The organism is Butyrivibrio sp. MC2021 (genome assembly GCF_000621605.1).
Lineage (GTDB): Bacteria > Bacillota > Clostridia > Lachnospirales > Lachnospiraceae > Butyrivibrio.
The window spans coordinates 696,136-721,883 of record NZ_JHXX01000001.1; the positions used below are offsets into that span (position 1 = coordinate 696,136).

Sequence of the window (25,748 nt, forward strand, 5' to 3'; positions counted from 1 at the left end):
TACCTCTAACTTGTACTATTCCTGTCAACTAAATGTCTTCTTATGCCCGAGGTCCCATACCCTGGCCGGGGTTCTGAGCCTGTGGCTGAGTCTGGGCCTGCTGGAAATTGACATTCTGATTTGGCTGCCAATTGGCTGTAGGCTGCTGCGCAGGATTATATGTATTAACGGGCTGGGCGCTCAGATTTTTGTTCTGCATAACCTGCTGCTGATATGCATTCGCAGCGGGCTGCCAGTTCATGTTCTGGGCCTGCTGAAAATTATTATTCTGACTGATCTGATAATTGTATTGTCCCTGCTGTGCTCCCAGTTGAGGGTTCTGATTTCCCATAGTATTCTGCATTCCCGGAAGCTGACCATACATCTGCTGCATCTGCTGATTGTACTGCATCTGACGTATCTGCTCCTTTTGAGCATTCTTCCTGGTCTCCCACAGATATGCATAATAGTTCTGGAAAATCGCTGTGTCACCTGAGGACAGGAACTTGATCTTCTTGAAAGCAACTACTACGATGGTGATCTCAAAGGCGAAAAATATAATTTTCGGAAGAATTCCTTCAAATGAAAGGATAAAATCAAAGAAGCCGTGAACAAGCATAGGTACAAATAGCGCCTTAAACAGGTTGTTCTTCATGGCGCGAATATTCCCCTGCCCCTCACAGTATTTGGCAAATCCCATGTACATACCCATGAACACAGCAAATATTGCATGTCCGGGAACAGAAAGCACGCCTCTCAAGGCAGCACTCTCATAGGGAGCATCCCAAAGATATTTGATATTCTCCAGGGCCGCAAAACCAAGAGAAGCAGTCACACAGTACACTACCGCATCAAAGGTATAGTTAAAGTCCTTATCCTTCCAGGCTACTATTTTGACTGCCATATATTTGACAAATTCTTCTGATAGACCAACAACAAGGAAATTAAGTATAAGAATACAGAGAATGTTATTAAAGTCGCCATTGAACAATAAAAGCAATATCATCTGGCCGGCATATTCAAGTACACATGCAATTGCAGTGGAAAGAACGCCACAGACAAAAATCTTGGCAAGAAGGGCTATTGGCTCCTTTTCAACCTTATCCTCTTTGTAGATAAACCAAAGAAGGACAGCTGCAGGCAAAACAGCCAACACCGTCATGACATAATGATCCATATTTTTTCTCCCATCAAAACTTTATATTACTCCTCTTCTCCCCATAAACAAAAACATCATACTTCAAAATGAATTAATAATCAAAGGTTATTTTCGTCCTCCTCATAGTGCTTAACTCCGTCCTCAGTAAACTCTATTTTCTCCCCATGCCAGAACCTCAATTGAAGCTCATTTTTAGTCATTGAAGGCGTAATATAACTGCCGCTTATGCTATCAGCGGAAAGGTCTTTTACTATATCATAATGTTCCTTTGAGTCTATCCTTGAAATGATGACCTTTTTCTTAAGCTGTCCCAGCAAATTTACTCTAGTATTTATCAGGATCTTGCCGTTCTCGTAGCTGGTTCCATCCAGAATATTTCGAACGTTGATGATCATTCCGTCAAAACCTTTGTTATAACCGGCTCTGTAATCCATGTAGCCTGATGTGTAGTTACCTAAATAAAAACGTATTCCCAGTTTCTTAAATACATCCATGATATATTCCAGCGAATCGATTCCCATATAGGCATCATGCTCACTGATCTCAAAAGCTATAAGGGAAGGATCTATCTTGAAGCGCTCCAGGTAATCCCTGATAGAATCCGCCACTGATCTTTTTAAGGTCTTGATAGACATAAAATGAATAAGAACATATTCGATTCTCATGTCCGATCTGTCCACGCCGGTCCCCAGGAATCTGAAGACAGCCTCTATCATTCTGACCTCCAGTTCCTCAATAAATCCGGATTTATCGGCAACGCTCATGAACTCTTCAGGTTTTATGGGCCCAAGCACAGAATCCGTAAGAGTCAGAAGGGCTTCCGCAGCAATGATCTTTCCGCTTTTAAAATTATACATAGGCTGATAGACCACCTTGAAGTTCTTCTCGGTGATTCCACGTCCGATGGCCTTTTCAACCTCTATCTTTCTTACGATGAAATCCAGATCTTCTCCCAGGAAAACACTCTTTTCCCCGCTCTCAACATCCGCCTCTGCCAGAAGGAAGATATCATCAACACTGTTGAACTGCCCCGGTGTTTTAGCCGCAAGAATCCTTGCCTTGATAACATTGGCGCCTTCGCCCACATCAAAGCCCTCTCTGAATCTCTTATCAATTACTAAAACCATGTTTTCAAGATAATCGTCAGTGATATCCGGGCAAAGAATGTAAAAACATGAATCTTCTGCCCTGTAGACATTATATCTGTCATCAAGCCCCGTCAGAAAACTTCCGATGGCGTAGATTATCTTTTGGAAATTATCAAAACCAACGATCTTTCTGTAGGTATCCGCATTGCTTATACGCACGCAGATTGCAACAAAATCACGCTTCAGGCTCAAAAGATTATTAAGGTCATAGAGAAAGGCATTCCTGTTATAGGTGCCGCTTCCCACATCAATTCTGTCATCATCCTTCTCTATCATGATCATAATGCCCATAAGGCCTATTGCTTCTGCTAAAAGCTCACAGCCAATAGCAGGAAATAACATCTGAATTATTGTTCCCCCAATGGCGATCAGGGAAAAATAGCTCATGGCAACTCTTTTTACGTTGCCGATGTTCTTCCAATATTTCAAAAGCAGACAAATACTGATGAGCACATATATCCCGGCCACAAAATAAGCCACATAAATCCCCGGTCTTCTGAAAAATATGAGGTTTCCTTCATGGGCAAACATAAAACTGATGAAGGGATTAAGGAATAACAGTATTTCCAGCGCAACGATAGGAAGAACTATAACTAACTTATGCATAGTCTTCAGCTTGTACATAATGCCGCAAACCAGAACAATATAAAAGAGCAGGAGCGCTATAAATGCATAATGGGTGATGAAATAAATCAGTTTGCAGGCGTAAATGATATAGTATTTAACGCTGAAGGAAAGGTCAGAGGTCATAACCCCATAGGAAATGATACCGGTAAAGGAATCAATTAATGTAAGCACCAAAAGCGTAACAAAAAGGTTGCTCCTGGCCCTCTTTTTGCTACGCATAAGAAGCGTATAGAATATGCACGTTATGCTCATAATTGCCGCAGCAATCTCGAAGGTCATGCTGCTGAATCCACTGGTATCCATCATAGAATTTTACTTCCGTTCATTCATTTTTTTCTTAAAGAAGGTGTCGAGGGTCTGAAGAAGCTTATCCTTACTTATGGTCTTTAAAAGATAGTCCGCAGGCTTCAGGGAAATAACGTTGGTCACGCTGTCTCTGTCATTTTTTCCCGTAAGAAACATCACCGGAGTCGAGCTGGAAAAAGATTCACTCTTAAGCATCTCCATAACTTTGGGACCGTCCAGAACCGGCATGTCATAGTCAAGAAGAATAAGATCTGCCTTGTTTGTGGCAAGCCATGCCACAGCCTGGGTTCCGGAGTTTGCCATTCCAACCCTGTAGGTCTCCTTGAGCCATTCTCTTATCATCTGAATATATGTAGGATCATCATCCACTATCAGAATGCTCTTTCTTCGTGCAAGCTCAAATTCTTCATCGGTGGCTGTTGCAACCTTATTGATCAGATCCGCCATATCAAGGGGTCTGGTTACTTCAAAGGCAATATCCTCTTTTGGGATGAACTTATGGACCAGATCAAAGGCCGGCTTATCTCCTATGATGAGCATGATCATATTTTCTTCCATGCACAGGTCTTTGAAATAAACCATGGCGTCTTTATGCTCTTCGAAATCCTGATCTGTATAAAGAATGATCAGATCCACAGCATTCTTTTTTACTGCCAGATCCGATAGGGCATAAGAAGAATCCACCACTTCGAATTTATTGCTCAGAAGTGCATTTTTTATGGCGTTTACCAAAAACGTTTCATCATTTCTTACAAGCAATATCCTTTTTTTCATAGCATTACTCCTGACTGCTCAGTCTATCCTGTGCTACACTCTGTATCTGCTCCCAGGCAAGTTTATAAGAAAGCTCGCTTATCTGTGAGACCGCCTTTGCATCATCCGGCGGAAGCTTGTATACCTTGATCGAGTCCAAAACGAATTGCAATGTGTCGTAGTCAAGACTCTTACTTACTTCTATTATGGTGTTGTAGGCATCCTTAAGCTGCGAATCCAAAATCGGCGGCTTGTCGTCCTCCTCTTCTTCCTTGCTTCCCGCTATCTCAGGAATTTCCGAAAGTGAATATTTTACGATGGAGAACAGATTCAATAGTTCATTCTGATGCATCTCGATGGTTTCAATATCCAGAGCATTTCCTGCATCCTCCATCTTTTTTGCCAGGGCTGAAAGCTTCATGGCTCCTATAGTTCTGCTGGTACTCTTCAATGAATGAACATAGCTTGTGTAATCCTTCCAGTTCTGTTCTTCATAGGTGGTCTCAATATTGCGCTGTGCCATCTCGGAGGATTCATAGTATACCTTCAGGATACTGATGTAGCTGTCCAGAGTGCCGCAGTTCCTAAGTCCCTCTGCAGGATTGATCTCTTCCAGCTTATCCATCCACTCAGCATATGTCTGATTTTCTTCAGCTCCGGATTCAGAAGTGTTCTCGGCTTCATCGCCCTTTTCACCACTTATGTCGTCCTTGGATATTATGACCTTTTCTTCGGGAAGGAACTTTCTTAAACATTCCTCCAGCTTATCGCTTTCTATGGGCTTACTAAGATAGTCGTCAAAGCCCTCTTTCATGAAGTTTTCTTTTGCCCCTGTAATGGCGTTGGCAGTTAATACAACCACCGGAGTATCGATATTGGGGCTCTCCAGATCCTTCTTCATGGCTTCCAGAGTCTCTATGCCGTCCATCTCAGGCATTCTGTAGTCCAGGAAAATAAGATCGTATTTCTTTTTATGCTGCTTCTCCAGACACTCCGCGCCGCTTCTGGCAGTGGATATCTGCAGGTTTGTGGGCTTTAGAAGTTCCCTTATTACCACATGGTTCATAGGTGTATCATCAACCACAAGCACTTTAGCATCGGGAGCAGTGAAGCTTTCCTTATACTTCTTTTTCTCCTTGGAAGCCTCGCTGAGCCTCTTTCTGAAATCACCGACCTTAGAATCTCCTATCACTTTCTGAGGAAGCATCATCATGAAAGTGGAGCCCTTGCCATATTCACTTTTAACCGTTATGGAGCCCCCCATGAGTTCCAGCAGACTGCTGGTTATGGCCAGGCCCAGTCCGCTTCCCTCAATGGTCTTATTCTTTTCCATATCAAGTCTTTTGAACTTGTCAAAAAGATTATCCAGATCCTCAGGTTTGATTCCTATTCCGGTATCCGTCACATCCATTCTGAGCTGGATCTGGTCATCAAATCCCTCATCTGCAGTTACCGTCAGTGTTACGGTTCCTTCCTGAGTATATTTAATTGCATTATTAAGAATATTGACTATTATCTGCCTAAGTCTCATCTCGTCACCAAAAAGGGTGTTTGGCAGATTCTCATCAACATTGAATACCAGCTTCAGCACCTTCTGCTCAGCTTTTATTCTGACCATGTTATAGACATCATTGAGAACTGAGCTGAAGTCATATTCAGCTTCTGTGATTTCCATGCTTCCCGCCTCAATCTTGGAGAAGTCAAGGATATCATTTATAAGGGATAAAAGTGTCTTGCCGGCGCCTTCGATATTCTGGGCATATTCCAGAATTTTTTCATCCTTGCATTCTCGAAGGATTACTTCATTCATACCCAGAACCGCATTGATAGGCGTTCTGATCTCGTGGGACATATTGGCAAGGAAATTACTTTTGGCCTCATTGGCCGCCTTGGCCCTTCTTTCCTCCATGCGGGCAAGCTCTGTAGCTCTGAGGATCGCGATAAACTCATTTTTGCTGACCTGATGTGAGAAGTACTCACCTGTCAGATAGTCCACCTTCACCGAATCGGAAATCTCAAGAAGTTCAGGACTGTCCACATTCTGAAGTATGACCTTCTTGCCCATCTGATTCATCATCTTGAGCCTGTTCTCCAGAATGATCCTGCCCTGCAAATGCTTATTGGACACATCCAAAAGTGCAGCATCCATCTTTACGCCTTCAAACATCAGCTGAGTAGCACTTTGCATGCTGAAAAAGCCGTTGCCGTACTCATCCATGAAAAAACGCACACCGTCCCAGGCCAGCTCTGACATTACGATTCCGAGCACATTCTGATCCGCAGATGCCGCTGATTCCGTCACTTCAAAGACAATCTGTGAGGGTCTTACACCGAACCTGCTAAGGAGGGTTCTGACCCTCACAATAAAATCAGACTGAATCACCTGGGCTGAAGACAGTCCAAGACTTATAAACTCAAGGCCCATTTCCTCAGCAATACCGCCTCCAAGGAAATACAACACTTCTTCCAGGGCAAACCATCCCAGTTTTTCGATCATGCCGGTCTGCTCCGCAATGGGCATAAATTCTTCGGGAGATATCTCTCCCAGCTCCTTGTCAACAAACTGAAGCTTTGCCTCCGCGCCGCAGATACTGAGCTCAGTCTTGGTATAAATAGGCTTGTAGTACACTCTGAATCCGTCGTTCTGAATTCCTCTTCTTACGGCCTTTTCAACCTCAGATCTTCTTAACAGGAAATCCAGATCCTGCCCAGAAAGCACTCTGTCAGCCTCATTTTCAAAGACAGTGTCCGACAAAAGAAACAGCTGCTCAATGGACCCGAATTCCTCAGGGGTCCTGGCCTGAAGAACAAGGGCTTTGAGTTTGATGCTGTTAACTCCGTGTACCCATTCATCATTGAATCTGTTCAGTATCTTTCCGGAGAAACTGTCAGCTTTTTCCTTATCAATAGCCTGAAATACCACAAAGAAGCAGTTAAGTCCTACTCTGTAAACATCTGCTGTGGGATGAATATTCGAAAGAAAAGATACCACTACGCCCAAAAGACTTTCAAACACTTCATAGCCTGATATCTTCCTGTAAATATCCGCATTGGTGATATGAACGGCAATAGTGGTAAAGCTCCTGCCGTATTTAAAGTAACTTGAAACATCCAGAATATAGGCATTACGGTTATATGCCTTGGTGGCATAGTCCATCTTTTCATCATCATCTTCAAGCATGATCATAAGTCCCATAAGGCCGATGGCTTCGCACATAAGCTCGCATCTTATCTCGAACTTTACCATCTGTATCACGGTTCCTACGATGACTACCACGAAAAAGTAGATCACTGCTATTCTGTTAAGATGATTGAGATTTTTCCAATAGATAAAAAGAGACACAATCGCAAAAAGGACATAGAATGCACTTACGGCATAGGCAATATAAACGCCGTATTCTCTGTGAAACACAAAATCCTTGCTTACACTGTAGACCATATGGAAAATGGGATTGGTTGCCACCATGATCTCCATGAAAACAAAAGGAGCCGCGATATATGCCCTAATTCTCTTGGAAAATCTGTAGCCGACATTACACACCAGAAGGATATACAGAGCAAAAATGGCTGCAATGGCAAAGTGTGTAAAGAAATATATGAACTGACATAAATGAAATAGAATAAACTTTGTAGCAAAGGGAAGTGAGGCTGTTGTTAAGGGCTCACCAATAATACCTGTGATCGCATCAACTGCAACAATAATGAGGAGCGCAAGAAACAGCTTGTTCTTACCCCTCATTCTGTTTTTCATCAGGACCATATAGAAAATGCAAGTAACACTGATTATTACCGCAGCAAGATTAAAGGTTAAGCTTCCAAAGTTCGCAGCAATGTCCATAAAAACACCTTAAGCTCAGGCAGAGCATACTGCCACTCATCCCTGAGGAATCAAATCACGATACCACTTAAGAGCATTCAGATAAGCATCATAAACCTTATCCATATCCATATTGCCCATGACCATGAGTCTTGATACCTCAGTCCAGTCTGCATCCTCATATCTCTTGATGAAATTCAGGACAGGTGCAAACTCGCCCTTTCCCTCAAGGAGAGCTTCCTTGACATTCTTTGATACCTGCACCATTTTCAGTGCTTCTTCCATGGTTTTTTCCAGCATGATATCCAGCGCAGAGAACAGTCCCATAATGAACAGTTCCTGTGCCATCATAGCAAGCTCATAGCTCTCAGCCAGATTCTCGGCAAATTTCGCTCTTATCATTACAAGCCTTGTGATCTCACTAGGCTTATCAGCGCAAAGCTCTTTTGTTACAGCTGTGTTGATCCAGCGTTTTAATTCACGCTGTCCCAGCATAGCAGCGGCATGACGGATAGAGGTGATCTCGGAATTAAGAGCCATTCTGTTTACCATCTCAAGAAGTGAGATAACAAGAGCCGGGTCCTTTCCGATAACATCAGCCGCATCCGTAAGATCAAAGTCAGGTGCATTTACGACATTCAAAAGTTCAATATAGTTAACCTTTAAGGGATTTACTTCCGTCTCAGAGGATTTAACGGGCATTCTGAAAAAGCTGCCCTCATAAAGGTCATATCCTCCGTCCTCCTTAAGTTTCTGATAATCTTCCTGAGTGTCTACATTTACGGCACAGAGCTTAATTGACGGATAAACTCTGCCAAAGTACTTTCTTGCTTTATTTACATCCAGTTTTACATGATCCAGGAATATGTAATCGCATTTGTTTAAGATATTCTGATATGCATCAAAACTTGCGATAGGAAGCTTTCTGATAGCCAGCTTATATCCCTGCTCTTTGAGCTCCCTTACTCTCTTAACATATGTTTCCTCGGGAGTAATGCTGTTATCCATAAGAAGAACAACCTTGCTGGCCGGCACTGTGCACTGAAGTGAGATCTCTGCAAAAATGGAGAACTGATTTATGGGAACGAAGACTTCTTTTCCTCCTGACAAAGTGGCAACGCCCATGCTGCTTACAACCTCCAGCTCATGGACAGTTCCTGCGCCGTCATATCTGGCGCCGCCTTCATAACTTGGATTCAGAAAGTGGTTTTCCTTGCGCGCAAAAACAGAATATGCGCATACTGACATATCGTCGTCAAACAAAGGAATAAGTGTAGCTAGCATAAAAAGTCTCCTTTCACGTGCATAAAGACATACTCCCACTTAAGTCTATTTTAACAAAATTAAACGGGTAATTATATTATATTTTTATTAAATTCCGCTAATTCCTATCGCTTTTCCGACAATATTTTTCACCTTATTAAGGAGCACCACAAATTGTAGTAAAAAATAGCCATAAACAAGCGCCAAACCGCTAAATATGTGGTATCATAAAGTATAGAATCATTTTTACAAGAGTTCTTTTCAAAAAGTGACACAGGGGGAAACTTAATATGGCTCAAGTTGAAATGTTAGCCATGATTTTGGCCGGCGGTCGTGGAAGCAGGTTAAAAGACCTGACTACAAAAGTAGCCAAGCCCGCAGTTTTCTATGGAGGAAAATATCGTATAATCGATTTCCCGCTTAGTAACTGTGCTAACAGCGGCATCGACGTTGTCGGTGTTCTTACTCAGTATGAATCCGTTCTTCTTAACAGTTATGTAGCTCAGGACGGACGTTGGGGTCTCGACTCCAAGGACAGTGGTGTGTATGTTCTCACTCCCCGCGAAAAGGCCGATGAGGGGCTGGATGTCTATCGCGGAACCGCTGATGCAATTTCTCAGAATATCGATTTTATCGATACGTACAATCCCGAGTATCTTCTTATTCTTTCGGGAGATCACATCTACAAAATGAATTACGACAAAATGCTTGCCTACCACAAAAAGATGGGTGCTGATGCCACCATCGCTGTTCGTGGTGTTCCCATGAAGGAAGCCAGCCGCTTCGGAATCATGAACACCGACGGCCACGGCAGGATCGTTGAGTTCGAAGAAAAGCCCGCCAAGCCCAAGAGCAATCTCGCATCCATGGGTATCTATATCTTCAGCTGGAAGAATCTTCGCAAGATGCTTGTTGATGATATGAAGAAAGCCGATTCCGATCACGATTTCGGTAAGGATATCATTCCGAGAATGCTGAACGAGAATCAGAAGCTTTTTGCCTATGAGTTCAGCGGCTACTGGAAGGATGTAGGAACCATCGATTCTCTTTGGGAAGCCAATATGGACCTTCTCGATCCCAAGAACGAGCTCAATCTCAATGACTCTTCATGGCTTATCTATACCGAGGATGTCTCCACTCTTCCTCAGTACATCGGAAAAGATGCCAAGGTTAAGCATGCATATATTACCCAGGGTGTCCGGGTTGAAGGCCAGGTCACCAATTCCGTTCTTTTCACCGGTGCTGTGGTTGGTCCCGGCGCCAAGGTTATTGATTCCGTGCTTATGCCCGGCGTTGTAGTTGAAGAAGGGGCAACCGTTACAAGAGCGCTTGTAGCAGAGAATGTTAAGATCGGCAAAAAGGCCAAAGTCGGACAGCGAGGCAGCGAAAATATCCTGCTTGTGGCAAAAAATGTGAAAGGAGGTAACAAGTAATGGCACCTAAAGCATTCGGTATTGTATCCTCCGCTGACAACAGCATACATGTAGAGGGACTTCACGATTATCGTCCCATCGGTTCTTTCTCATTTCTTGGAAGATTCAGGGTTATCGACTTCCCTATCTCCAACATGAGTAACAGTGACATCAACCGTATTCAGGTTTATGTCCGTTCCCGTCCCAGATCCATCGCTGAGCACGTAGGATCCGGAAGACATTACAACATCAACTCCAAGCGCGGTAAGATACAGCTTCTTTTCTCAGAGAACAGCTCTTCCCGCTCGATTTATAACACTGATATTTCCGCATTCCTCGAGAACATTGATATCATTCAGAGAATGCATCAGGATTATGTTATCATCGCACCCAGCTACATGGTTTACAAGCAGGACTACAGACAGCTCCTGGATTCACACATCGAATCCGGCGCTGATGTAACACTTCTGTACCACAAGGTTGATAACGCAAGAGAATACTTCAGAGGCTGCAATACCATCAACATGAATAAGCAAAAGGGTGTAGATTCCCTTGAGAAAAACCTTGGAACAGCCAAGGAAAAGAATGTATTTATGGACACCTACTGCATGAGCAAGAATGTATTTGTTAACCTCATTAAGGCAGCAGCCTGGGAGTCTTCCATCTACACTCTGGCAGATATCGTTAACATCAAGTGCAAGGATCTTGATATCCGAGGCTATCAGCACAGAGGATATTTCGCAGCACTTACAAGTCTTAACGACTATTACAATGCTTCACTGGAGCTTCTTGATTACAATATCGCCAGTGACCTGTTCAGAGCAGAATGGCCCATCTATACAAGGACCACAGACTCCTGCCCTACCAAGTATCTTGATACTTCCAAGGTCACCAATTCCTTTGTTTCCAACGGTTGCGTCATTGAAGGAACCATTGAGAATTCCATCATAGGCCGTGGCGTTACCATCAAGAAGGGCGCAGTTATAAAGAATTCCATCATCATGGCTTACGCCCAGGTGGAGGAAGGCATCCGTGTAGAAAATGCCGTAGTTGATAAGTGGGCCAAGATCATCCACGCCAAGAACATCCGCGGCGAATCTGATTCACCTCAGTACATCCGTCGTATGGACACACTTTAATACAGATATATCGGACATAATAAAGGGGCTGTGCAAATGCACAGGCCCCTTTGAATATCCTGCAATTATTTAAGTTTGAACTTACCAACGATCTCTTCAAGAGTTCCTGCGATAGCTTCCTGCTTGGAGGACATATCGTTAACGTTCTCTACAACATCTGCCGCAGCCATTACGGAATCGGTTACACGGCTTGAAAGATCTGCAGTATCCTGTGTGGACTCTGCGATGTTCTGTATAGCCTTGGAAACCTCTTCCATGGATGCTCTGATATTCTCAACCATTGAAGCGATGTTCTCTGAAGAATCGCCGAAGGATCCGGCATCATCACCGTACTGCTTTGCAAGATTTACGAACTTGTCATAGTCAGGAGTAACTGTATCTTTGATGAATCCAAGAAGTTCTCCGGAGGAACTTGAAAGAGTTCCGAAAGCTCCCTGTACACCATCGATGGTATCTCTGATCTGTTCTACAGCTTCGGATGTGCTGCTGGCCAGCTTGTTGATCTCAGAAGCAACTACAGCAAAGCCCTTACCTGCATCTCCTGCTCTTGCAGCCTCAATACTAGCATTAAGTGAAAGCAGGTTGATCTGGTCTGCGATCTCAGCAATTGTATCTGCCAGTGTTCCGATCTGATCAACGATCTTAGCCTTCTCGTTGGCCTCAATAAGATCTGCTTCTCTCTGGGTTGCGATTGAAATCGCATAATCATGAGCCTGTCTTGATTCCTTCTCGATCTCTTTTGCTCTTGCCTTAATATCTGCAGCATCGGCGCTGGTCTTCTCAGTTTCAGCAGCCAGCTGATGTACGGATGCGTTAACTTCCTCAACTGATGCATTAACCTGCTCTGTTGCAGCACCGGAAGACATCATGGCATCATTAACACCGGAGATATTTCCCTGGATGCTGGAGAACTGACTTGAAAGCTCATTAGCCATGTTTGCAAGGCCTGTGGAGGTTTCAGATACCTGAACAGATCCATCGGAAATCTTGCTGATAACATCTTTGTTGTTCTCAAACATATTGTTAAGTGATTCACTCATCTGTCCAAGCTCATCACCGCTCTTACTCTTAATCTTCTCTGCTGTGAAGTCTCCGCTTGCAAGTACGCCGGCAAACTTCTTAACATCGTTGATGTTTCTGGCAATACTCATAACATATGTCCAGATAACTGCTGCGCCTATAGCAAGGGCAATTAGGCAGATAACGATAAGTTTATTTCTTGCACTGGTAACAGGTGCTTCCAGCTCTGTTATGCTCTTTCTGGTAATAAGTTTCCAGTTAACTTCAGGAATATTTACAAAGTCAATGATTATTCTGGTTCCGTTCTCCATAAAGGCAGCCATCTGAGGGTCTTCATCACTCTTGGAAACGATCATCTCAGCAAGAGCTGCAAGCTCGGCATTTTCATCCGCAGAGATATTTACGCCATTCATGACATAGTCATCATTATCGCAGGAAATATATGTTCCTACTGAATCTACCAGCATAGCTCTTCCGGTCTCACCAAACTGGATGGCCTTAACCATATTAGCGATGTCAGTCAGCTCCATATCAACAGTAACACATCCAACATATGCTCCATTGTCATAGATTGGAGCGGAGCAGCTGGACATGACCTTTCCCGAAGTAGGATCATAATATGGATTGGTTATGATCGCCTGTCCTTCCGGCAAAGCTTTTGCATTAGTATAGTATTCCTGGCTAAGGTAATCATATTCTGCATTACTGTAATCCCAGGTCTCTACTATCTGTGAGCCTTCCTTGTACCAGTATGGACCTATATATTTCTCATTCGCGTCAAAAACATTAGGCTCAAACCACAGGCCAGATCCAAGCATTGAATCATTTTCATTTATGATCTTCGAAATTGTGGTTCCAAAGCTTTGTGTATCCCCAAGCTTATAGGAAGTGGATACCATTGCTGCTATATTGACAGCAGAATTCTTGATCAGATTAAGATTTCCGTTCATCTCTTTAGCTGCTGCAATCGTGGTTGCATTCATTGCTTCCGTGGATTGCACCTGAATCTGATTCGATAGCTCGTTACTGGCAATATAGGTCAGAAGGATCATTGCAATCGCCACAACCGGAAGAATACACAATAACATCTTTGCCCTAATGCTCATTTTCTTCATAATCATTGCTCCTTATTCTGATAATTTGTGACTTATTTGGAAATTGTTGCTCAAAATCCTAGATTCATTTTACAATAAGCGGTCATTTTTTAGTCTAAATAAAGTATAAATTTGAATAAAAAGATGATAAATGACTGACAGTCTTTTAAGCAAATATATTATCGTTATTTAATATATTCACGATCACTAATATGGTAAAATCTAAACTAAGAAAATGTGTGTGCTTTTTTGAGTAAAAGCAGAAAGGACTATCTATGAACGCTGAACAATATCGTCGCGCCAACAGAAGTAGTTTCTATGTATGTATGGTTATTATCCTTAGCGGTTTGGGAATAACAATCTTTAACAGTTTCCGAGAAGGTTTTTCAACCGGAAAACTTGCAATATTCATAGCTGCATTATTCGGCGGAGTCCTGATCTTTGTAGGAAATTACAAATTTCCTACAATAAAAAAGGGATCCATACTAATTATGGGCGGAGCTACAATCTTCTATTTTATACTTCTTATTGCAGAGGATGATCTTATCTACTTTGCCTTTGGCCTTCCTATCCTTATCTGCAGTATCATCTATCTGAATGTTAAACTGTGTAAGATTGGTATATCAGCAATTGTTCTTTCATTTACTATTACGTGTATAAAGAGCTATGTAGTAAATCATACTTTGGATATGTTTCATGTACCTGCATTTATCACCCTTGCCCTGGCATTTATCGCTTGCCTTTATACGGTAACTCTTCTTACCAGGTTTAACGAGGAAAACAATGCGGTTATAAATGAGAGTGCGGAAAAGACCATGAATACCGGCAATCAGATGGCTGAGATTGCCAATACTATTACCGATCTGTTCAATTCATCTCAGGATAATATGCAGTCTCTTCAGCAAATCATTGAAGCGCAGCATTCAGGCATGCAGGATATCGCCAGCAGCATGGAAAGCACAGCTCAGGCTATTACATCTCAGGCCCAGAGAGTTCAGCAGATTCAGGAAGAAACAAACACTACCGAGCAGCATCGCAAGGATATGACCACTGCTTCAGAAAATGCCCAGACTGCAGTTGAGGATGGCGTTAAAGGTATTAAGGCACTTAAAGAGAAAGCCAAAAACGTATCTGAGCAAAGCCAGGTTACTGTTGATGCAACTCAGGCTGTTATCAATAAGGTTGAAGAAGTTCAGAAAATTGTTGGCTCCATCATGTCCATTTCCAAGCAGACCAATCTTCTCGCTCTTAATGCCAGCATCGAGGCAGCCAGAGCCGGTGAAGCAGGAAAAGGCTTCGCAGTAGTTGCCAACGATGTACGAGAGCTTGCGGAAGAGACCAACACCGCTTCCACACAGATCACAAATATCATTAACGAGCTTAACGAAGACGTTCAGAAGGCAATGGCCAGCATCGATGATACAGTTAATTCCGTAACAGAGCAGAATGAGATGATCGAATCTGTTGGTGAGAATTTCTCCTGTATAGACGAGAATGTAACAGAGATGCTCTCTCGCTTCTCTGAGATTGGCGAAGGAATGAAATCCATCGCAGCATCAACCACCGAGATCAACGACAGTATCTCAAACCTCTCTGCTACCAGCCAGGAGGTTGCATCTCTTTCCAACGAAGGTGTACGAAGCTCCGATCAGGCTGTTGAGGAGTTCAATCAGTTCAAGGGAATCCTTGGAAACATCTTCCAGCAGGCTAACAAGCTTAAAGATATGCAAAGCAATTAAATTAATTGAATTTATCATATTTTTTTAACTAAATACCATTCCTCTGGCAGCAACTTATAAAGTTATCTGCCAGAGGTTTTTTAATGTCAGTTTTTATAAATTTTTTAATTTTTTTACACAAAAAGGTTAACTTTTGCGCCAAATATACGATATAATATAAGAGAGCAGTAAATATCTGCGACTTAAATTTTTAGACTATTCAGGAAAGGAGGAAAATGTGTATGACAGCTACATGCGATGTTAAGATGGAGATAATGGATTGCATCAGACGCGACTGCGAAGATGAGTACTATCCTGATCCCGAGAAAGTTGCTCATATCACCGGCTTACCATTGGGGGTTGTTTTTGATTTATTAATCGAACTTAAAAACCAGGGTTGTCTTGGAAAAAGATGATCTTTCTCAAATAAATGGAGAAAACCATGGAAGATACGCGATATTAAAGGTCCTGTGCCGCAAGAGCATAGGACCTTTTCCTTTGTTTTATTTATTTAATTATCAAAGCATTTCCACAGGTTCATGTGAAAAATCTGCTTTACCATCATTATAGAGCGCTCTCACAAAATCAATAGCCCTCTGTCCAGACTCTTCTATCGGTACATTCTGACTATAAATATACTTGATATTGTCACCGGTACTAAGCAGGAAATCCATCTCTGTTCCACTTATCTGACCATCTCCAAAATCCAGGGGCTTAACCTCAACTGAAGTAACCTCTTTAACCACGCCTTCGCTAAAAAGAACTCTCATTAAAAAACCTCCTTGATTATTAATTTGGTTTAAAAACGCTAACAATATTTTAACATTAAATAATTGTAATTGCGATACTCTTTGGATAATTTGCCCGTTTATGCTATACTAAGCTTTGTGCAAGAATTATAATTACTGAATTTAAAAGGAGTTTTTTATGGTCAGATTTGGCAAAACCGGCGCGTTTTTATTAAGCGCTGTTTTATCTATTTCTCTTCTAACAGGTTGTGTTTCCAACGCAGACAAAAATTCTGCCAAAGAAACCGTCGAAGGTTTTCTACAGCTGGTGGCATCAGGATCCACGGAAGGGATAACCGATTATTGTACCGATGAAGTTGCATCAGGCGATTTTGTTAAGCTCTTTGATTCCGGTTACCTGGCAGACCAGATATTGGCTGATCAGGACACCTCCTCTCTTACAGAAGAAACCTTGAATGAACTGGATGAGTTCTGTAAGCTTTTCTCCAATATGGTCACAGCCTATGAAGTAAAAGAAATAACTGCCAATGATGACAAATCCATCACGGCTATAGCAACTATCACCACAGATTTTCCTGTAGACATTATTAAAAGCAGCTCCACTTCAGAAAAGGTCATGGAAGCTGCCGGTACTTATTCCACAGAACATGAAGAAGAAATCGCTGCTCTCTATGCAGAAGAAGGCGAAGAAACAACCCAGAAAAAGATTTTGAATGATGTATTTCTGATAGCCCTTGAAACCTATGAGGACCTAATCCGGAATTCATCCCCGCAGGACTACGCAATAGCCCTTAAACTTGAAAAAAATGCCGAAACAGACTCTTATGTCATAACAGAGGTAACCGATTATCTGAGTGCTGCTGAAGGGGCTACAACAGCCGCAGAAGATACCACAGTAGATTAAACTAATATAATTAACCCGGAACTCTTATTTGAGTTCCGGGTTATTTTTTTCATATATGAGCTGTCAGAATAGTCCAAGCAGCAGCCAGGCCAGAAGAACGATACCTATCAATAATCCAAGACAGATAGGCAATATAGTGATCCATGCAGATACTATCATTGCAAAGAGGTCTCCTTTTTCAAGGTTATCTCCTACCGTAGGTTCTACTCTGTCCTCATCAGGATTATAGTATTCATCGGCATAGATATCAGGCGTCTCATCCTTCTTCTGATCTTTTTTATTTAGTTTAAATAATCTGTCTACTTTCCTATTCCACCACATAAAAATACCTTATACAAGCTTATGGTGACAAGCTACAAAGTGATTAGGAGAAATCTCTTCCCAATCAGGTACTACATGCTCACAGATCTCTGTGCAGTACTTACATCTAGTATGGAACTTACATCCCTTAGGAGGGTTAACAGGTGAAGGAATATCTCCCTCAAGAACTACAAGGTCCTTCTTTTCCTCTGTTGTAGGAATGGACTCAAGCAGAGCCTGTGTGTAAGGATGAGCAGGTGACTTGAAGATCTCTTCTGAAGTTGAAAGCTCAACCAGGTTACCAAGGTACATAACACCGATTCTGTCAGAAATGTATTTTACAACTGAAAGGTCGTGTGTAATGAAAAGGTATGTAAGGTTCTTCTGCTCCTTAAGGTCTGAAAGCAGGTTGAGGATCTGAGACTGAATTGAAACGTCAAGGGCTGATACAGCCTCGTCACATACAACGAACTTAGGGTTAACTGCAAGGCTTCGAGCGATACCGATACGCTGTCTCTGTCCACCGGAGAACTGGTGAGCAAATCTGTTTACAAAGTATCCTGCAAGTCCGCACTCTTCCATGATCTTGATAACCATGTCCTGCATTCTCTCGTTATCCTTCTTGCAGTACTTATGAGCCTTAAGTCCCTCTCCGATAAGAGTTCCTACAGTCATTCTGGGATTCAGTGATGAATATGGATCCTGGAATATGTACTGAAGCTGATCTCTGATAAGACGAACCTCGTTGTAGGAAAGTCTTGCAAGGTCAATACCCTTGTCTCTGTTGGCTTCATGCTTCTCGAATTCAGGATTGCTCTTGTACTTGCTTCTAAGCTCCTCTATTCTCTCATCAATCTTGGAGATAGCCTTTGTATCTTCCTCCATTGCCTTTTCCCAGGCATCTGCCTTGTTCTTGAGAGAAGCAAGCTTATTCTTATCCTTGTCAGAGGTAGTTCTCTCTTTTTTGTTTACAATATACTCAAATTCATCGAAGTCAAGCTTGGCAGCCTGATACTTACCGATATCCTTGGAAAGCTTTGCACAGGCCTCATACCTCTCTGTGTAGATCTTCTCTACAGGTGAGAGATCATCAGCAACAATGAAACCACCTACAAGGTTAACGATGTTGAGGTAAGCATCCTCAGCTGTCTTTTTCTTAGCCATGAGGTCAGTGTGAAGCTGAAGCTTCTTCTTCTCATCTGCTGCATCGTACTCTTTCTGAGCCTTCTCGTACTCAGCCTGATACTCATTCATCTTTTTCTTGAGCTTGGTAAGATTTCCAACGGTCTTCTTAACATACTTGGGAGCCAGCTCATCAAGAGATGATCCATAGTACATTGTTCTTCCGTCTGTCTGACGATAAAGCTGAAGAAGTGTACGTCCAAATGTGGACTTACCACATCCGGACTCACCAACAAGACCTAAGGTCTCGCCTTCGTAAATATCCAGTGAAATGCCATCATTGGCCTTTACATACATTCCCTTCTTACCAACAGGGAAATACTGTTTTAAGTTTGTAATCTTAAGAAGGACTTTATCATTTTGTGGCATGACGATCCTCCTTTCTAGCATAGAAACATCTTACTAACTGGCCCTCGCGTACTTTTGTAAGCGGTGGTTCCTCATTCATGCACTTCTCTGTTGCATATTTGCAACGAGGTGCAAACTTACATCCCTTGGGAAGCTTAAGGGGATGAGGCACAGCGCCGGGGATAGCATCAAGTCTCTGGTTAGAAGGAGTATCAAGTCTCGGAATTGAAACCATAAGTCCCTCTGTGTAAGGATGTGAATACTCAGATATATGGAATACTGTCTCAGCATCTGTAAGCTCAACAACCTGTCCGCAGTACATAACAGCGATTGTATCAGCGATCTGTCTGATAACACCAAGGTCGTGAGTAATGAAAATAATTGAAGTATTATACTCAGTCTTAAGGTCGTTCATAAGCTTAAGGATCTGAGCCTGAATTGTAACGTCAAGAGCTGTTGTGGGCTCGTCAGCGATAAGAAGCTTGGGCTTACATGCAAGCGCCATAGCGATCATAACACGCTGTCTCATACCACCTGAAAGCTGATGAGGATACTGCTTTGCAACAATGTGAGGGTTAGGGATCTTAACGTCCTTAAGCATCTCGATAACCTTCTCTGCAGCCTGCTTCTTGTTCATGCCCTGATGGATAATGAAGGGCTCACTTACCTGTCTCTCTACTGTGAAGACAGGGTTAAGGCTGGTCATAGGCTCCTGGAAAATAACTGAAATGTCGTTACCACGAACCTGATACATTTCTTTCTCTGAAAGCTTGGTAAGGTCTTTTCCGTCAAAGATGATCTCACCGCTGTCTATATATCCGTTACCGTCAAGGAGCTGCAGAATACTCATGGCAGATACACTCTTACCGGATCCGGACTCTCCTACTACGCCAATGGTCTTTCCTTCATCAACCGAATAAGAAACACCGTTGACAGCTCTAACTATTCCCTTTTTAGTTCTAAAAAAGGTATGTAAATCTTTTAATTCTAATAAAGCCATCTTTTTTACTCCCTTATTTGTCACGGTCAGATTTTGGATCCATTACATCTCTAAGTGTGTCACCTACAATATTGATACAGATACAGGTAACAGCAAGGAAGATTGATGTAAATACCCATTGCCACCAGTAGTTCTTGATAATAGTTGAATTGTTCGCACCATTAAGCATGTTACCCCATGTAGGTCTTGGATATGTAACACCGAAACCAAGGTAGCTCAGTGATGACTCTGTAAGCATACAGGTTGCAAAATCCAGGGTCAGTGTAACGAAGATGATTGATACGATGTTAGGAAGGATATGTCTGAAAGCGATACGTCCCTCTCTTACACCCATAGCCTTAGCAGCTGTAACATATTCGTTCTCACGGGCAACAAGCACCTGTCCTCTAACCATTCGTGCAAGTCCGGTCCATGTCAGGATACCAAGAATTGCCATAAGGATAAATATCTTCTCATTCTCTGAAATATCCATCTGAGCCATGATAGCTGAAAGGATAAGTGCGAAAGGAAGGAAAGGAATAGCTGCGAAAATCTCAGCTACACGCATGAGGATGATATCAACCGCTCCTCCGAAGTATCCGGAGAGACATCCAACGATAATACCGATGATTGTTGAGATAATAACCGCAACAGCACCGATGGTCATGGTCATCTTACCACCCTGGATAATACGCTGGAGAATATCAGCACCATATCCGTCTGTACCAAAGAGATATCCCTTAAGTCCCCACTTATCAACAAGAGCATTGTTGGCATCAACAGCATAGTTCTGGAATGAACCTACCAATACTTTGTCAGTCTTACCGTTTACAGTATCAGGAACATCAATCTGTCCAAGAGTTGAACCGCCCCATGAAAGGACTCTTCCCTCAGAAGTAAGAGCAGTGTAATGGTATGTGCCTGCGCCAATCTGCTTAATAGTCTCACCATCATGAAGCTTTGGCATAGGAACACTGTCAGATGGGAAGTTGCCTGCAAAGAAGAGGCTTCCGTCATCTAAAAGTCCACATAAGTGGTTGTTTGTTGCATATATAGAAGTAATCTTTCTGCCGTTAAGGAACTTCTTGGAAGCCTTAGCAGATGTATTGATATTACTTCTGTACTGATCGTAGAGGCCTCTCTTACCGGTAAAGATTGATGTGCCCTGCTCGGTAAGACCAACGATGTAGTTAAGTGTGAAATCAATATCTACAAGACCTTCCTTATCAACGAAGCTGCTGATGTTCTGGTATGCATTCATGTTACCCCAGATGTAAAGCTTACCGTCATTCATAAGGATAGCTGTACACTGATATCCGCAAACAAGCTTCTTGATGTTAGCCACATCAATGGTGCCTGTAACAAGTTCTGTAGGCATAGGAATGATGTTCTCACCTGTTGAAACAGACTTGTCCATCTCCTTAACTTCCTCTACAGCTTCTTCAGCAGCCTCGGCTACTTCCTCGCCTTCAGCACCCTCTTCACCTTCTGTTGAAGATTCCTCTGCTGCTGATACACCGGCTTCCTCGAGAAGAGCAGCCTCTTCGTCACTTACTGACTCCTCAGCTTCTTCCAGCATCTCAAGGACTTCTTTATCAGTTGTTACATACTGACCATGCTTATTGGAACCCCAGCCGTAAACCTTACCGGTCTCGCTGATAGCAATAATGTGGTCGATACCTGCTGCTACATAAGCGATCTTGTCATTAAGAACAGCCTCAGGAATCTCACCGATATCAATGCCGGTTGTTCCAAGCTGAGTTGCGCCCCAAACATAAACCTTACCAGCGTTTGAAAGACCAACTGAGAAACTTCCGTAGCTGTCGATCATCTTAATGTCATTCTTAAGTTCTGAGGGAACCTTCATCATGCTCATGGTAGGAGCAACGTTCTTCTGGGTAACCTCAGTGTATGAATCATAATATCTAGGCATGAAAAGTGGTCCGATAAATACCAGTAAGAACATGCCAATAACAACGCATAACGCACCCACAGCGAGTCTGCGTTCCAAGAAATTTCTTATAATCTGCTGAATTGGAGTCACAACTTCTTCGACATCGATGGAATTAGCAAGATCTCTGCTTCCGCCGAAGAAAGCTCTGCGAACCCAACCGCACATGCGGCTAAATAAATTCTTCTTCTTCATCTCAATCTCCATGCTCCTTAGGCGCTTACTCTGACTCTGGGGTCAACAAGTCCGTATACAATATCAATTATCAGGTTGCCTATAAGAGAAATAGCAACATAGAAAAGCTGTAATAACACTACTACATCAAAGTCCTGTGTACGAAGTGATGAGATCATCAGCTTACCCATTCCGTTGATACCAAAGATATTCTCGAACATAAGTGATCCGCCGAAAATACCAAGGAACCATCCTACAACCAGTGTAACGATAGGAATAAGCGCATTTCTCCATGCATGTGAGTAAATAACAGCCTTCTCAGTAACACCCTTAGCTCTTGCAGTTCTGATGCAGTCCAGTGAAAGAGCATCGATCATTGAAGCTCTTACGTATCTGGTCATGGAACCCAGTGAGCAGAAGGTCATAGTAATAAGAGGAAGTGCCATGTAATACATTCTGTCAGTGAACCACTTCCATCCTGTGTAGTTACTTCCGGGAGTCTTCATACCACTTGGTGGGAACCATCCAAGAAGTGAGCAGAAGATCCAAACGAAGAGAATAGCTGTTACGAAGGAAGGAAGTGAATAACCTATAATGGTTACGACCTGCATGACCTGATCGCCCTTACTTCCCTTTTTAACAGCGCATACAATTCCAAGAGGAATTGTAATTCCAAGCGCAAGAATAGTTGCAAATATATTAATGAAAACGGTATTCTTCATCGGTTCTTTGACAACATCGATAACGTCGTCCTTAAACTCGTAAGAATATCCGAAATCCCCCTGAACAAGTCCGGAATACTCTCCGTAATAATTTGGCATAAAGCCAACCCACCTCAAATACTTAACTACCATGTTCTTTGTATCAGTTCCATACTTACGCTGATACTCCACATACAAATCCTCAAACATCTTCTCTTTTTCTTCCGCAGTAGCATTACGAAGACGTGTCTTCTGAGTAGTCATCTCAGCCTTAGCATCTGTGTAAGCTCTGTTGTTGGGCACAAGATTGTATATAAGGAATAGTATAAAGGATAACACTACAAGAACAGCTAACATATAGCCTATTCTCTTAAGGATATACTTTCCCATTTGATGAAACCTCCTAAAAAATTCTTTATATATAAACTACCACAATAAGGGTAGAAATATTCAAAGTCAATATCAATCTACCAATTTAAATCTTTAACTCATTAAACCAACATAAATCCACGGTCATGATATACTTCATCATGACCGTGGATCATAAGTCAGCTACTCATATTAACACATTTCTACAAATAATGGAAGTAGAAATTAGTTGTTCCAATAAATATCTGCCTTGTCCTTGATATAGTAAGCAGAATTGTCATCATACATACTAGGATCAATTGTCATATTGAATGAATAGTCATATACAGCTGAGTTGAAACCAGTTGCAAAGTTAAAGCATGTGTACATAGGTGTTCCGCTGTAGTAACCATAAACCTGCTGCTGATAGAGCTCATCAAGCATAGGGCCGAAGTCACCTGTTGTCTTCTGAACTACGAAACCAGCTGCTGCGATGTTGTCGTTCTGCTCGAAACCTGTTACAAGGAGATCTGAGAACTCGTTATCAACAGTACCATACCAGTTAAGAGCAAGAGGCATGTAGTAGTCACCGTTAACTTCTACAGTCTTGTAAGCTCCGTCGATTGACTGGAAGTTCTTATCCTTCTCAGTAGCAACATCGCCGGCGATCTTCTTATAACGAACGCCTTCTGTGTACTCGCCGCCTTCTGCATTGTATACCCAACCATCGTTCTCAAGAACTTCGATAGCTGAATCAACAGAAGTATCATAAGCATCAAGGAGCATTCCCTGATTTACAGCTGCCTTGTACATCCAAGATCCTGAATAGTAAGGTCCATCTACAACTCCGCCGTAACCACCTGTGAAGTCCTTAGCGAATGTAGCTCTGTCCATACAGTATGCAATAGCCTGACGAACTGCTGTGAACTGTACAGGACCAAAGTCGTTACGGAAGCCAAGCTTACCATAACCAGCTCTTGAATAGTGTGTGTAAACATAAGCGCCGTCTGAACCATCTGCAAGTGCGATAGCTTCATCAGTTGCTGAACCACCTGTGATTGCTGCAAGAACGTCTACACCGCCAGCCTTGAAGTCCTCAAGCTGTGTCTCGGCGATAACCTTCTTGTAGATAACCTTCTGGATTGAAGGCTTAGCACCTTCATAGTTGCCCTTGAAGTTCTCGTTGAGCTCAAGAACTGCTGACTTGTCGCCTTCGTCGAAGGACTTAACTACGTAAGGACCTGAGTAAGGATACTTGGTATCTGTGTTGTTAGCTGAATCTGAGATGTGTGCAGCCATCTTGTAGCTGTCACCGCTCTTCTCATAGAAACCATCCTCAATGTAGCAACCCTCACCGTCATCAGCGATATCGAAGTCACCAAGCCAGAGATCCTTATAAGTAGGATATACTGAAGCGTATGTGATTGCATAGAAGTAAGGAAGGTACTGAGGATCTATTGTGATAGAGAATGTGTAATCATCGATAAGATGAACACCCTTCATAACCTTTGATGCTCCGTCAACACCATCGTTTGTTCCGTCGTAAGCGTTGAAGCCGTCGAAACCAACCATCTGAAGCATGGATCTGTGATCCTTGCCTGCTGCCTCTGCAGCTACAGGTGTTGAGAATACAAGTAATCTGTAAAGATAGTTCTTAGCTGTGATAGGTGAACCATCTGAGAATACAAGGTCATCTTTGATCTTGATGGTGTATGTCTTGGATCCGTCATCGTTGTCTGTATCTTCAAAGGAATCAACAACTGTGTCGTTAACTACATAGCCGCCTTCCTTTGTAGGAGCTACAGTCTCAAGACCCTCTGTAAGGTTCTGGATATCAAGGTCAGATGATCCGGGTGAGCTTGCACCGAAGATTGCGTATCTGAACTTACCTGAAAGGTCTGTTGAGCTTCCCAGGATGATTGAGTTGTCATCCTTCTCTGATGTCCAGTCAATAAGAGCTCTTGCAGGATCCCAGTAAGGGTTGGTAGGGAACTTGTCTACGCCCTTGATAGCTGCATTGTAAAGATCATAGTACTCGTTTGAGTAAAGAGGAATCTCAGGAAGAAGGTGATTCCAACGTGTGATGTAGTATTTCCACCACTCAGCATAAACTTCATCTTCTGTAGCGAAGCTTGTGCCTTCTGTTGATGTGTTGTAAACCATTGCCATTGTAAGGAAGTCAAGACCAAGCTCATAGCTCTGTCCATCAACGTTGAGATATGCAAGTCCTGTTGACTCATCCTCTGTTACATCGTTGATTGTGATCTGTTTTCCAAACTTGTCATAGAGAGATACATAATCCTTATCCTCTCCGTATTCCTTGCCTTCAAGCAGCTGAACTGATGATGGCTCGTCTGCAGTTGATGTAGCCTCTTCTTCTGCAACTTCTTCTGTAGCTTCAGTTGCTTCTTCAACGGCTGTATCAGCTGGCTGTTCCTCAGTAACCTGAGTGTCCGGTGTTGTCTCTGCAGGTGTCTGCTTTCCGCAAGCTGATAATGAACCAACTACCATGGAAAGAGCAAGCAGAGATACAAGTGCTTTCTTTTTCATATTTGCCTCCCGTTTTTTTATTTATATGTAAACACCTACTGCTTTATTGCAATATGTGTACATATCAACAATACTTTTTTTAAATCGTTAACACCGCAATACTGTAACGCCTAAGTGTATCATCACT

The 25,748-nt window shown here is 42.5% G+C and carries 18 protein-coding genes; 5 read left to right on the forward strand and 13 right to left on the reverse strand.

Translation table 11 applies throughout. The features are described 5' to 3' along the window. Positions 1-40: 40 nt before the first annotated feature. The 5 genes from T359_RS0102820 to T359_RS0102840 all read right to left on the reverse strand — a co-directional run bounded on the left by T359_RS0102820 (position 41) and on the right by T359_RS0102840 (position 9,073). Positions 41-1,156, reverse strand: coding sequence for a PrsW family intramembrane metalloprotease (locus T359_RS0102820; RefSeq protein WP_026516164.1), 1,116 nt, complete (start codon positions 1,154-1,156; stop codon positions 41-43). A gap of 80 nt (positions 1,157-1,236) precedes the next feature. Further along, complete coding sequence (locus T359_RS0102825; RefSeq protein ID WP_026516165.1) at positions 1,237-3,219, reverse strand: EAL domain-containing protein; 1,983 nt, start codon at positions 3,217-3,219, stop codon at positions 1,237-1,239. A gap of 6 nt (positions 3,220-3,225) precedes the next feature. Then, complete coding sequence (locus T359_RS21240) at positions 3,226-3,993, reverse strand: response regulator (protein WP_051544874.1); 768 nt, start codon at positions 3,991-3,993, stop codon at positions 3,226-3,228. A 4-nt stretch (positions 3,994-3,997) separates the two neighbouring features. Then, positions 3,998-7,723 carry an EAL domain-containing protein gene (locus tag T359_RS21245; RefSeq protein WP_197027047.1) on the reverse strand — a complete coding sequence of 1,242 codons (3,726 nt, stop codon included), beginning with the start codon at positions 7,721-7,723 and terminating at the stop codon, positions 3,998-4,000. A 123-nt stretch (positions 7,724-7,846) separates the two neighbouring features. Continuing rightward, on the reverse strand, positions 7,847-9,073 hold the full coding sequence (locus T359_RS0102840; protein WP_026516166.1) for an EAL and HDOD domain-containing protein: 1,227 nt from the start codon (positions 9,071-9,073) through the stop codon (positions 7,847-7,849). 269 nt (positions 9,074-9,342) lie between these two features. On the opposite strand from T359_RS0102840, the gene T359_RS0102845 reads away from it, so the two are divergent. Both T359_RS0102845 and glgD read left to right on the forward strand, forming a co-directional pair. Beyond that, positions 9,343-10,485 (forward strand): glucose-1-phosphate adenylyltransferase, encoded by a 1,143-nt coding sequence (locus T359_RS0102845; protein WP_026516167.1) that lies wholly within the window; start codon positions 9,343-9,345, stop codon positions 10,483-10,485. Continuing rightward, positions 10,485-11,603: a glucose-1-phosphate adenylyltransferase subunit GlgD gene (gene glgD / locus T359_RS0102850; RefSeq protein WP_026516168.1), complete on the forward strand. Its 1,119-nt coding sequence runs from the start codon at positions 10,485-10,487 to the stop codon at positions 11,601-11,603. Before T359_RS0102845 ends, glgD begins: the two co-directional genes overlap by 1 nt. A 65-nt stretch (positions 11,604-11,668) precedes the next feature. On the opposite strand, the gene T359_RS0102855 is transcribed toward glgD, so the two are convergent. Next, entirely contained in the window at positions 11,669-13,738 is a 2,070-nt protein-coding gene (locus tag T359_RS0102855; protein WP_026516169.1) for a methyl-accepting chemotaxis protein, read from the reverse strand. Positions 13,739-13,992: 254 nt separating this feature from the next. Between T359_RS0102855 and T359_RS0102860 the strand changes: the two genes are divergently transcribed. Continuing rightward, entirely contained in the window at positions 13,993-15,456 is a 1,464-nt protein-coding gene (locus T359_RS0102860; RefSeq protein ID WP_081795323.1) for a methyl-accepting chemotaxis protein, read from the forward strand. Between the two features lie 221 nt (positions 15,457-15,677). Continuing rightward, a complete protein-coding gene (locus T359_RS22355) occupies positions 15,678-15,851 on the forward strand; it encodes a hypothetical protein (protein WP_022776852.1) in 174 nt (57 codons plus the stop codon). A 102-nt stretch (positions 15,852-15,953) separates the two neighbouring features. Here the strand turns inward: T359_RS22355 and T359_RS0102870 are convergent, their stop codons facing one another. Beyond that, a complete protein-coding gene (locus tag T359_RS0102870; protein WP_026516171.1) occupies positions 15,954-16,205 on the reverse strand; it encodes a hypothetical protein in 252 nt (83 codons plus the stop codon). A gap of 157 nt (positions 16,206-16,362) precedes the next feature. On the opposite strand from T359_RS0102870, the gene T359_RS0102875 reads away from it, so the two are divergent. Next, positions 16,363-17,088 carry a hypothetical protein gene (locus T359_RS0102875; RefSeq protein ID WP_026516172.1) on the forward strand — a complete coding sequence of 242 codons (726 nt, stop codon included), beginning with the start codon at positions 16,363-16,365 and terminating at the stop codon, positions 17,086-17,088. Between the two features lie 63 nt (positions 17,089-17,151). Here the strand turns inward: T359_RS0102875 and T359_RS0102880 are convergent, their stop codons facing one another. The 6 genes from T359_RS0102880 to T359_RS0102905 form a co-directional block, all read right to left on the reverse strand. After that, a complete protein-coding gene (locus T359_RS0102880) occupies positions 17,152-17,409 on the reverse strand; it encodes a hypothetical protein (protein WP_026516173.1) in 258 nt (85 codons plus the stop codon). Between the two features lie 9 nt (positions 17,410-17,418). Continuing rightward, the gene (locus T359_RS23220) at positions 17,419-18,939 is read right to left on the reverse strand and encodes an oligopeptide/dipeptide ABC transporter ATP-binding protein (RefSeq protein WP_026516174.1); all 1,521 of its coding nucleotides are present in this window, start codon (positions 18,937-18,939) and stop codon (positions 17,419-17,421) included. Further along, the gene (locus T359_RS0102890) at positions 18,926-19,918 is read right to left on the reverse strand and encodes an ABC transporter ATP-binding protein (RefSeq protein ID WP_026516175.1); all 993 of its coding nucleotides are present in this window, start codon (positions 19,916-19,918) and stop codon (positions 18,926-18,928) included. Before T359_RS0102890 ends, T359_RS23220 begins: the two co-directional genes overlap by 14 nt. A 13-nt stretch (positions 19,919-19,931) precedes the next feature. Further along, positions 19,932-22,043, reverse strand: coding sequence for an ABC transporter permease subunit (locus T359_RS19100; protein ID WP_051544876.1), 2,112 nt, complete (start codon positions 22,041-22,043; stop codon positions 19,932-19,934). Positions 22,044-22,060: 17 nt separating this feature from the next. After that, complete coding sequence (locus T359_RS0102900; protein ID WP_026516176.1) at positions 22,061-23,113, reverse strand: ABC transporter permease; 1,053 nt, start codon at positions 23,111-23,113, stop codon at positions 22,061-22,063. Between the two features lie 204 nt (positions 23,114-23,317). Next, positions 23,318-25,621: an ABC transporter substrate-binding protein gene (locus tag T359_RS0102905; protein WP_026516177.1), complete on the reverse strand. Its 2,304-nt coding sequence runs from the start codon at positions 25,619-25,621 to the stop codon at positions 23,318-23,320. Positions 25,622-25,748 lie beyond the last annotated feature (127 nt).

Coding starts and splice junctions, on each gene's coding strand:
- T359_RS0102820 (WP_026516164.1), bottom strand. CDS start 1,156: ATGGATCATTATGTCATGACGGTGTTGGCTGTTTTGCCTGCAGCTGTC.
- T359_RS0102825 (WP_026516165.1), bottom strand. CDS start 3,219: ATGATGGATACCAGTGGATTCAGCAGCATGACCTTCGAGATTGCTGCG.
- T359_RS21240 (WP_051544874.1), bottom strand. CDS start 3,993: ATGAAAAAAAGGATATTGCTTGTAAGAAATGATGAAACGTTTTTGGTA.
- T359_RS21245 (WP_197027047.1), bottom strand. CDS start 7,723: ATGAAAAACAGAATGAGGGGTAAGAACAAGCTGTTTCTTGCGCTCCTC.
- T359_RS0102840 (WP_026516166.1), bottom strand. CDS start 9,073: ATGCTAGCTACACTTATTCCTTTGTTTGACGACGATATGTCAGTATGC.
- T359_RS0102845 (WP_026516167.1), top strand. CDS start 9,343: ATGGCTCAAGTTGAAATGTTAGCCATGATTTTGGCCGGCGGTCGTGGA.
- glgD (WP_026516168.1), top strand. CDS start 10,485: ATGGCACCTAAAGCATTCGGTATTGTATCCTCCGCTGACAACAGCATA.
- T359_RS0102855 (WP_026516169.1), bottom strand. CDS start 13,738: ATGAAGAAAATGAGCATTAGGGCAAAGATGTTATTGTGTATTCTTCCG.
- T359_RS0102860 (WP_081795323.1), top strand. CDS start 13,993: ATGAACGCTGAACAATATCGTCGCGCCAACAGAAGTAGTTTCTATGTA.
- T359_RS22355 (WP_022776852.1), top strand. CDS start 15,678: ATGACAGCTACATGCGATGTTAAGATGGAGATAATGGATTGCATCAGA.
- T359_RS0102870 (WP_026516171.1), bottom strand. CDS start 16,205: ATGAGAGTTCTTTTTAGCGAAGGCGTGGTTAAAGAGGTTACTTCAGTT.
- T359_RS0102875 (WP_026516172.1), top strand. CDS start 16,363: ATGGTCAGATTTGGCAAAACCGGCGCGTTTTTATTAAGCGCTGTTTTA.
- T359_RS0102880 (WP_026516173.1), bottom strand. CDS start 17,409: ATGTGGTGGAATAGGAAAGTAGACAGATTATTTAAACTAAATAAAAAA.
- T359_RS23220 (WP_026516174.1), bottom strand. CDS start 18,939: ATGCCACAAAATGATAAAGTCCTTCTTAAGATTACAAACTTAAAACAG.
- T359_RS0102890 (WP_026516175.1), bottom strand. CDS start 19,918: ATGGCTTTATTAGAATTAAAAGATTTACATACCTTTTTTAGAACTAAA.
- T359_RS19100 (WP_051544876.1), bottom strand. CDS start 22,043: ATGAAGAAGAAGAATTTATTTAGCCGCATGTGCGGTTGGGTTCGCAGA.
- T359_RS0102900 (WP_026516176.1), bottom strand. CDS start 23,113: ATGGGAAAGTATATCCTTAAGAGAATAGGCTATATGTTAGCTGTTCTT.
- T359_RS0102905 (WP_026516177.1), bottom strand. CDS start 25,621: ATGAAAAAGAAAGCACTTGTATCTCTGCTTGCTCTTTCCATGGTAGTT.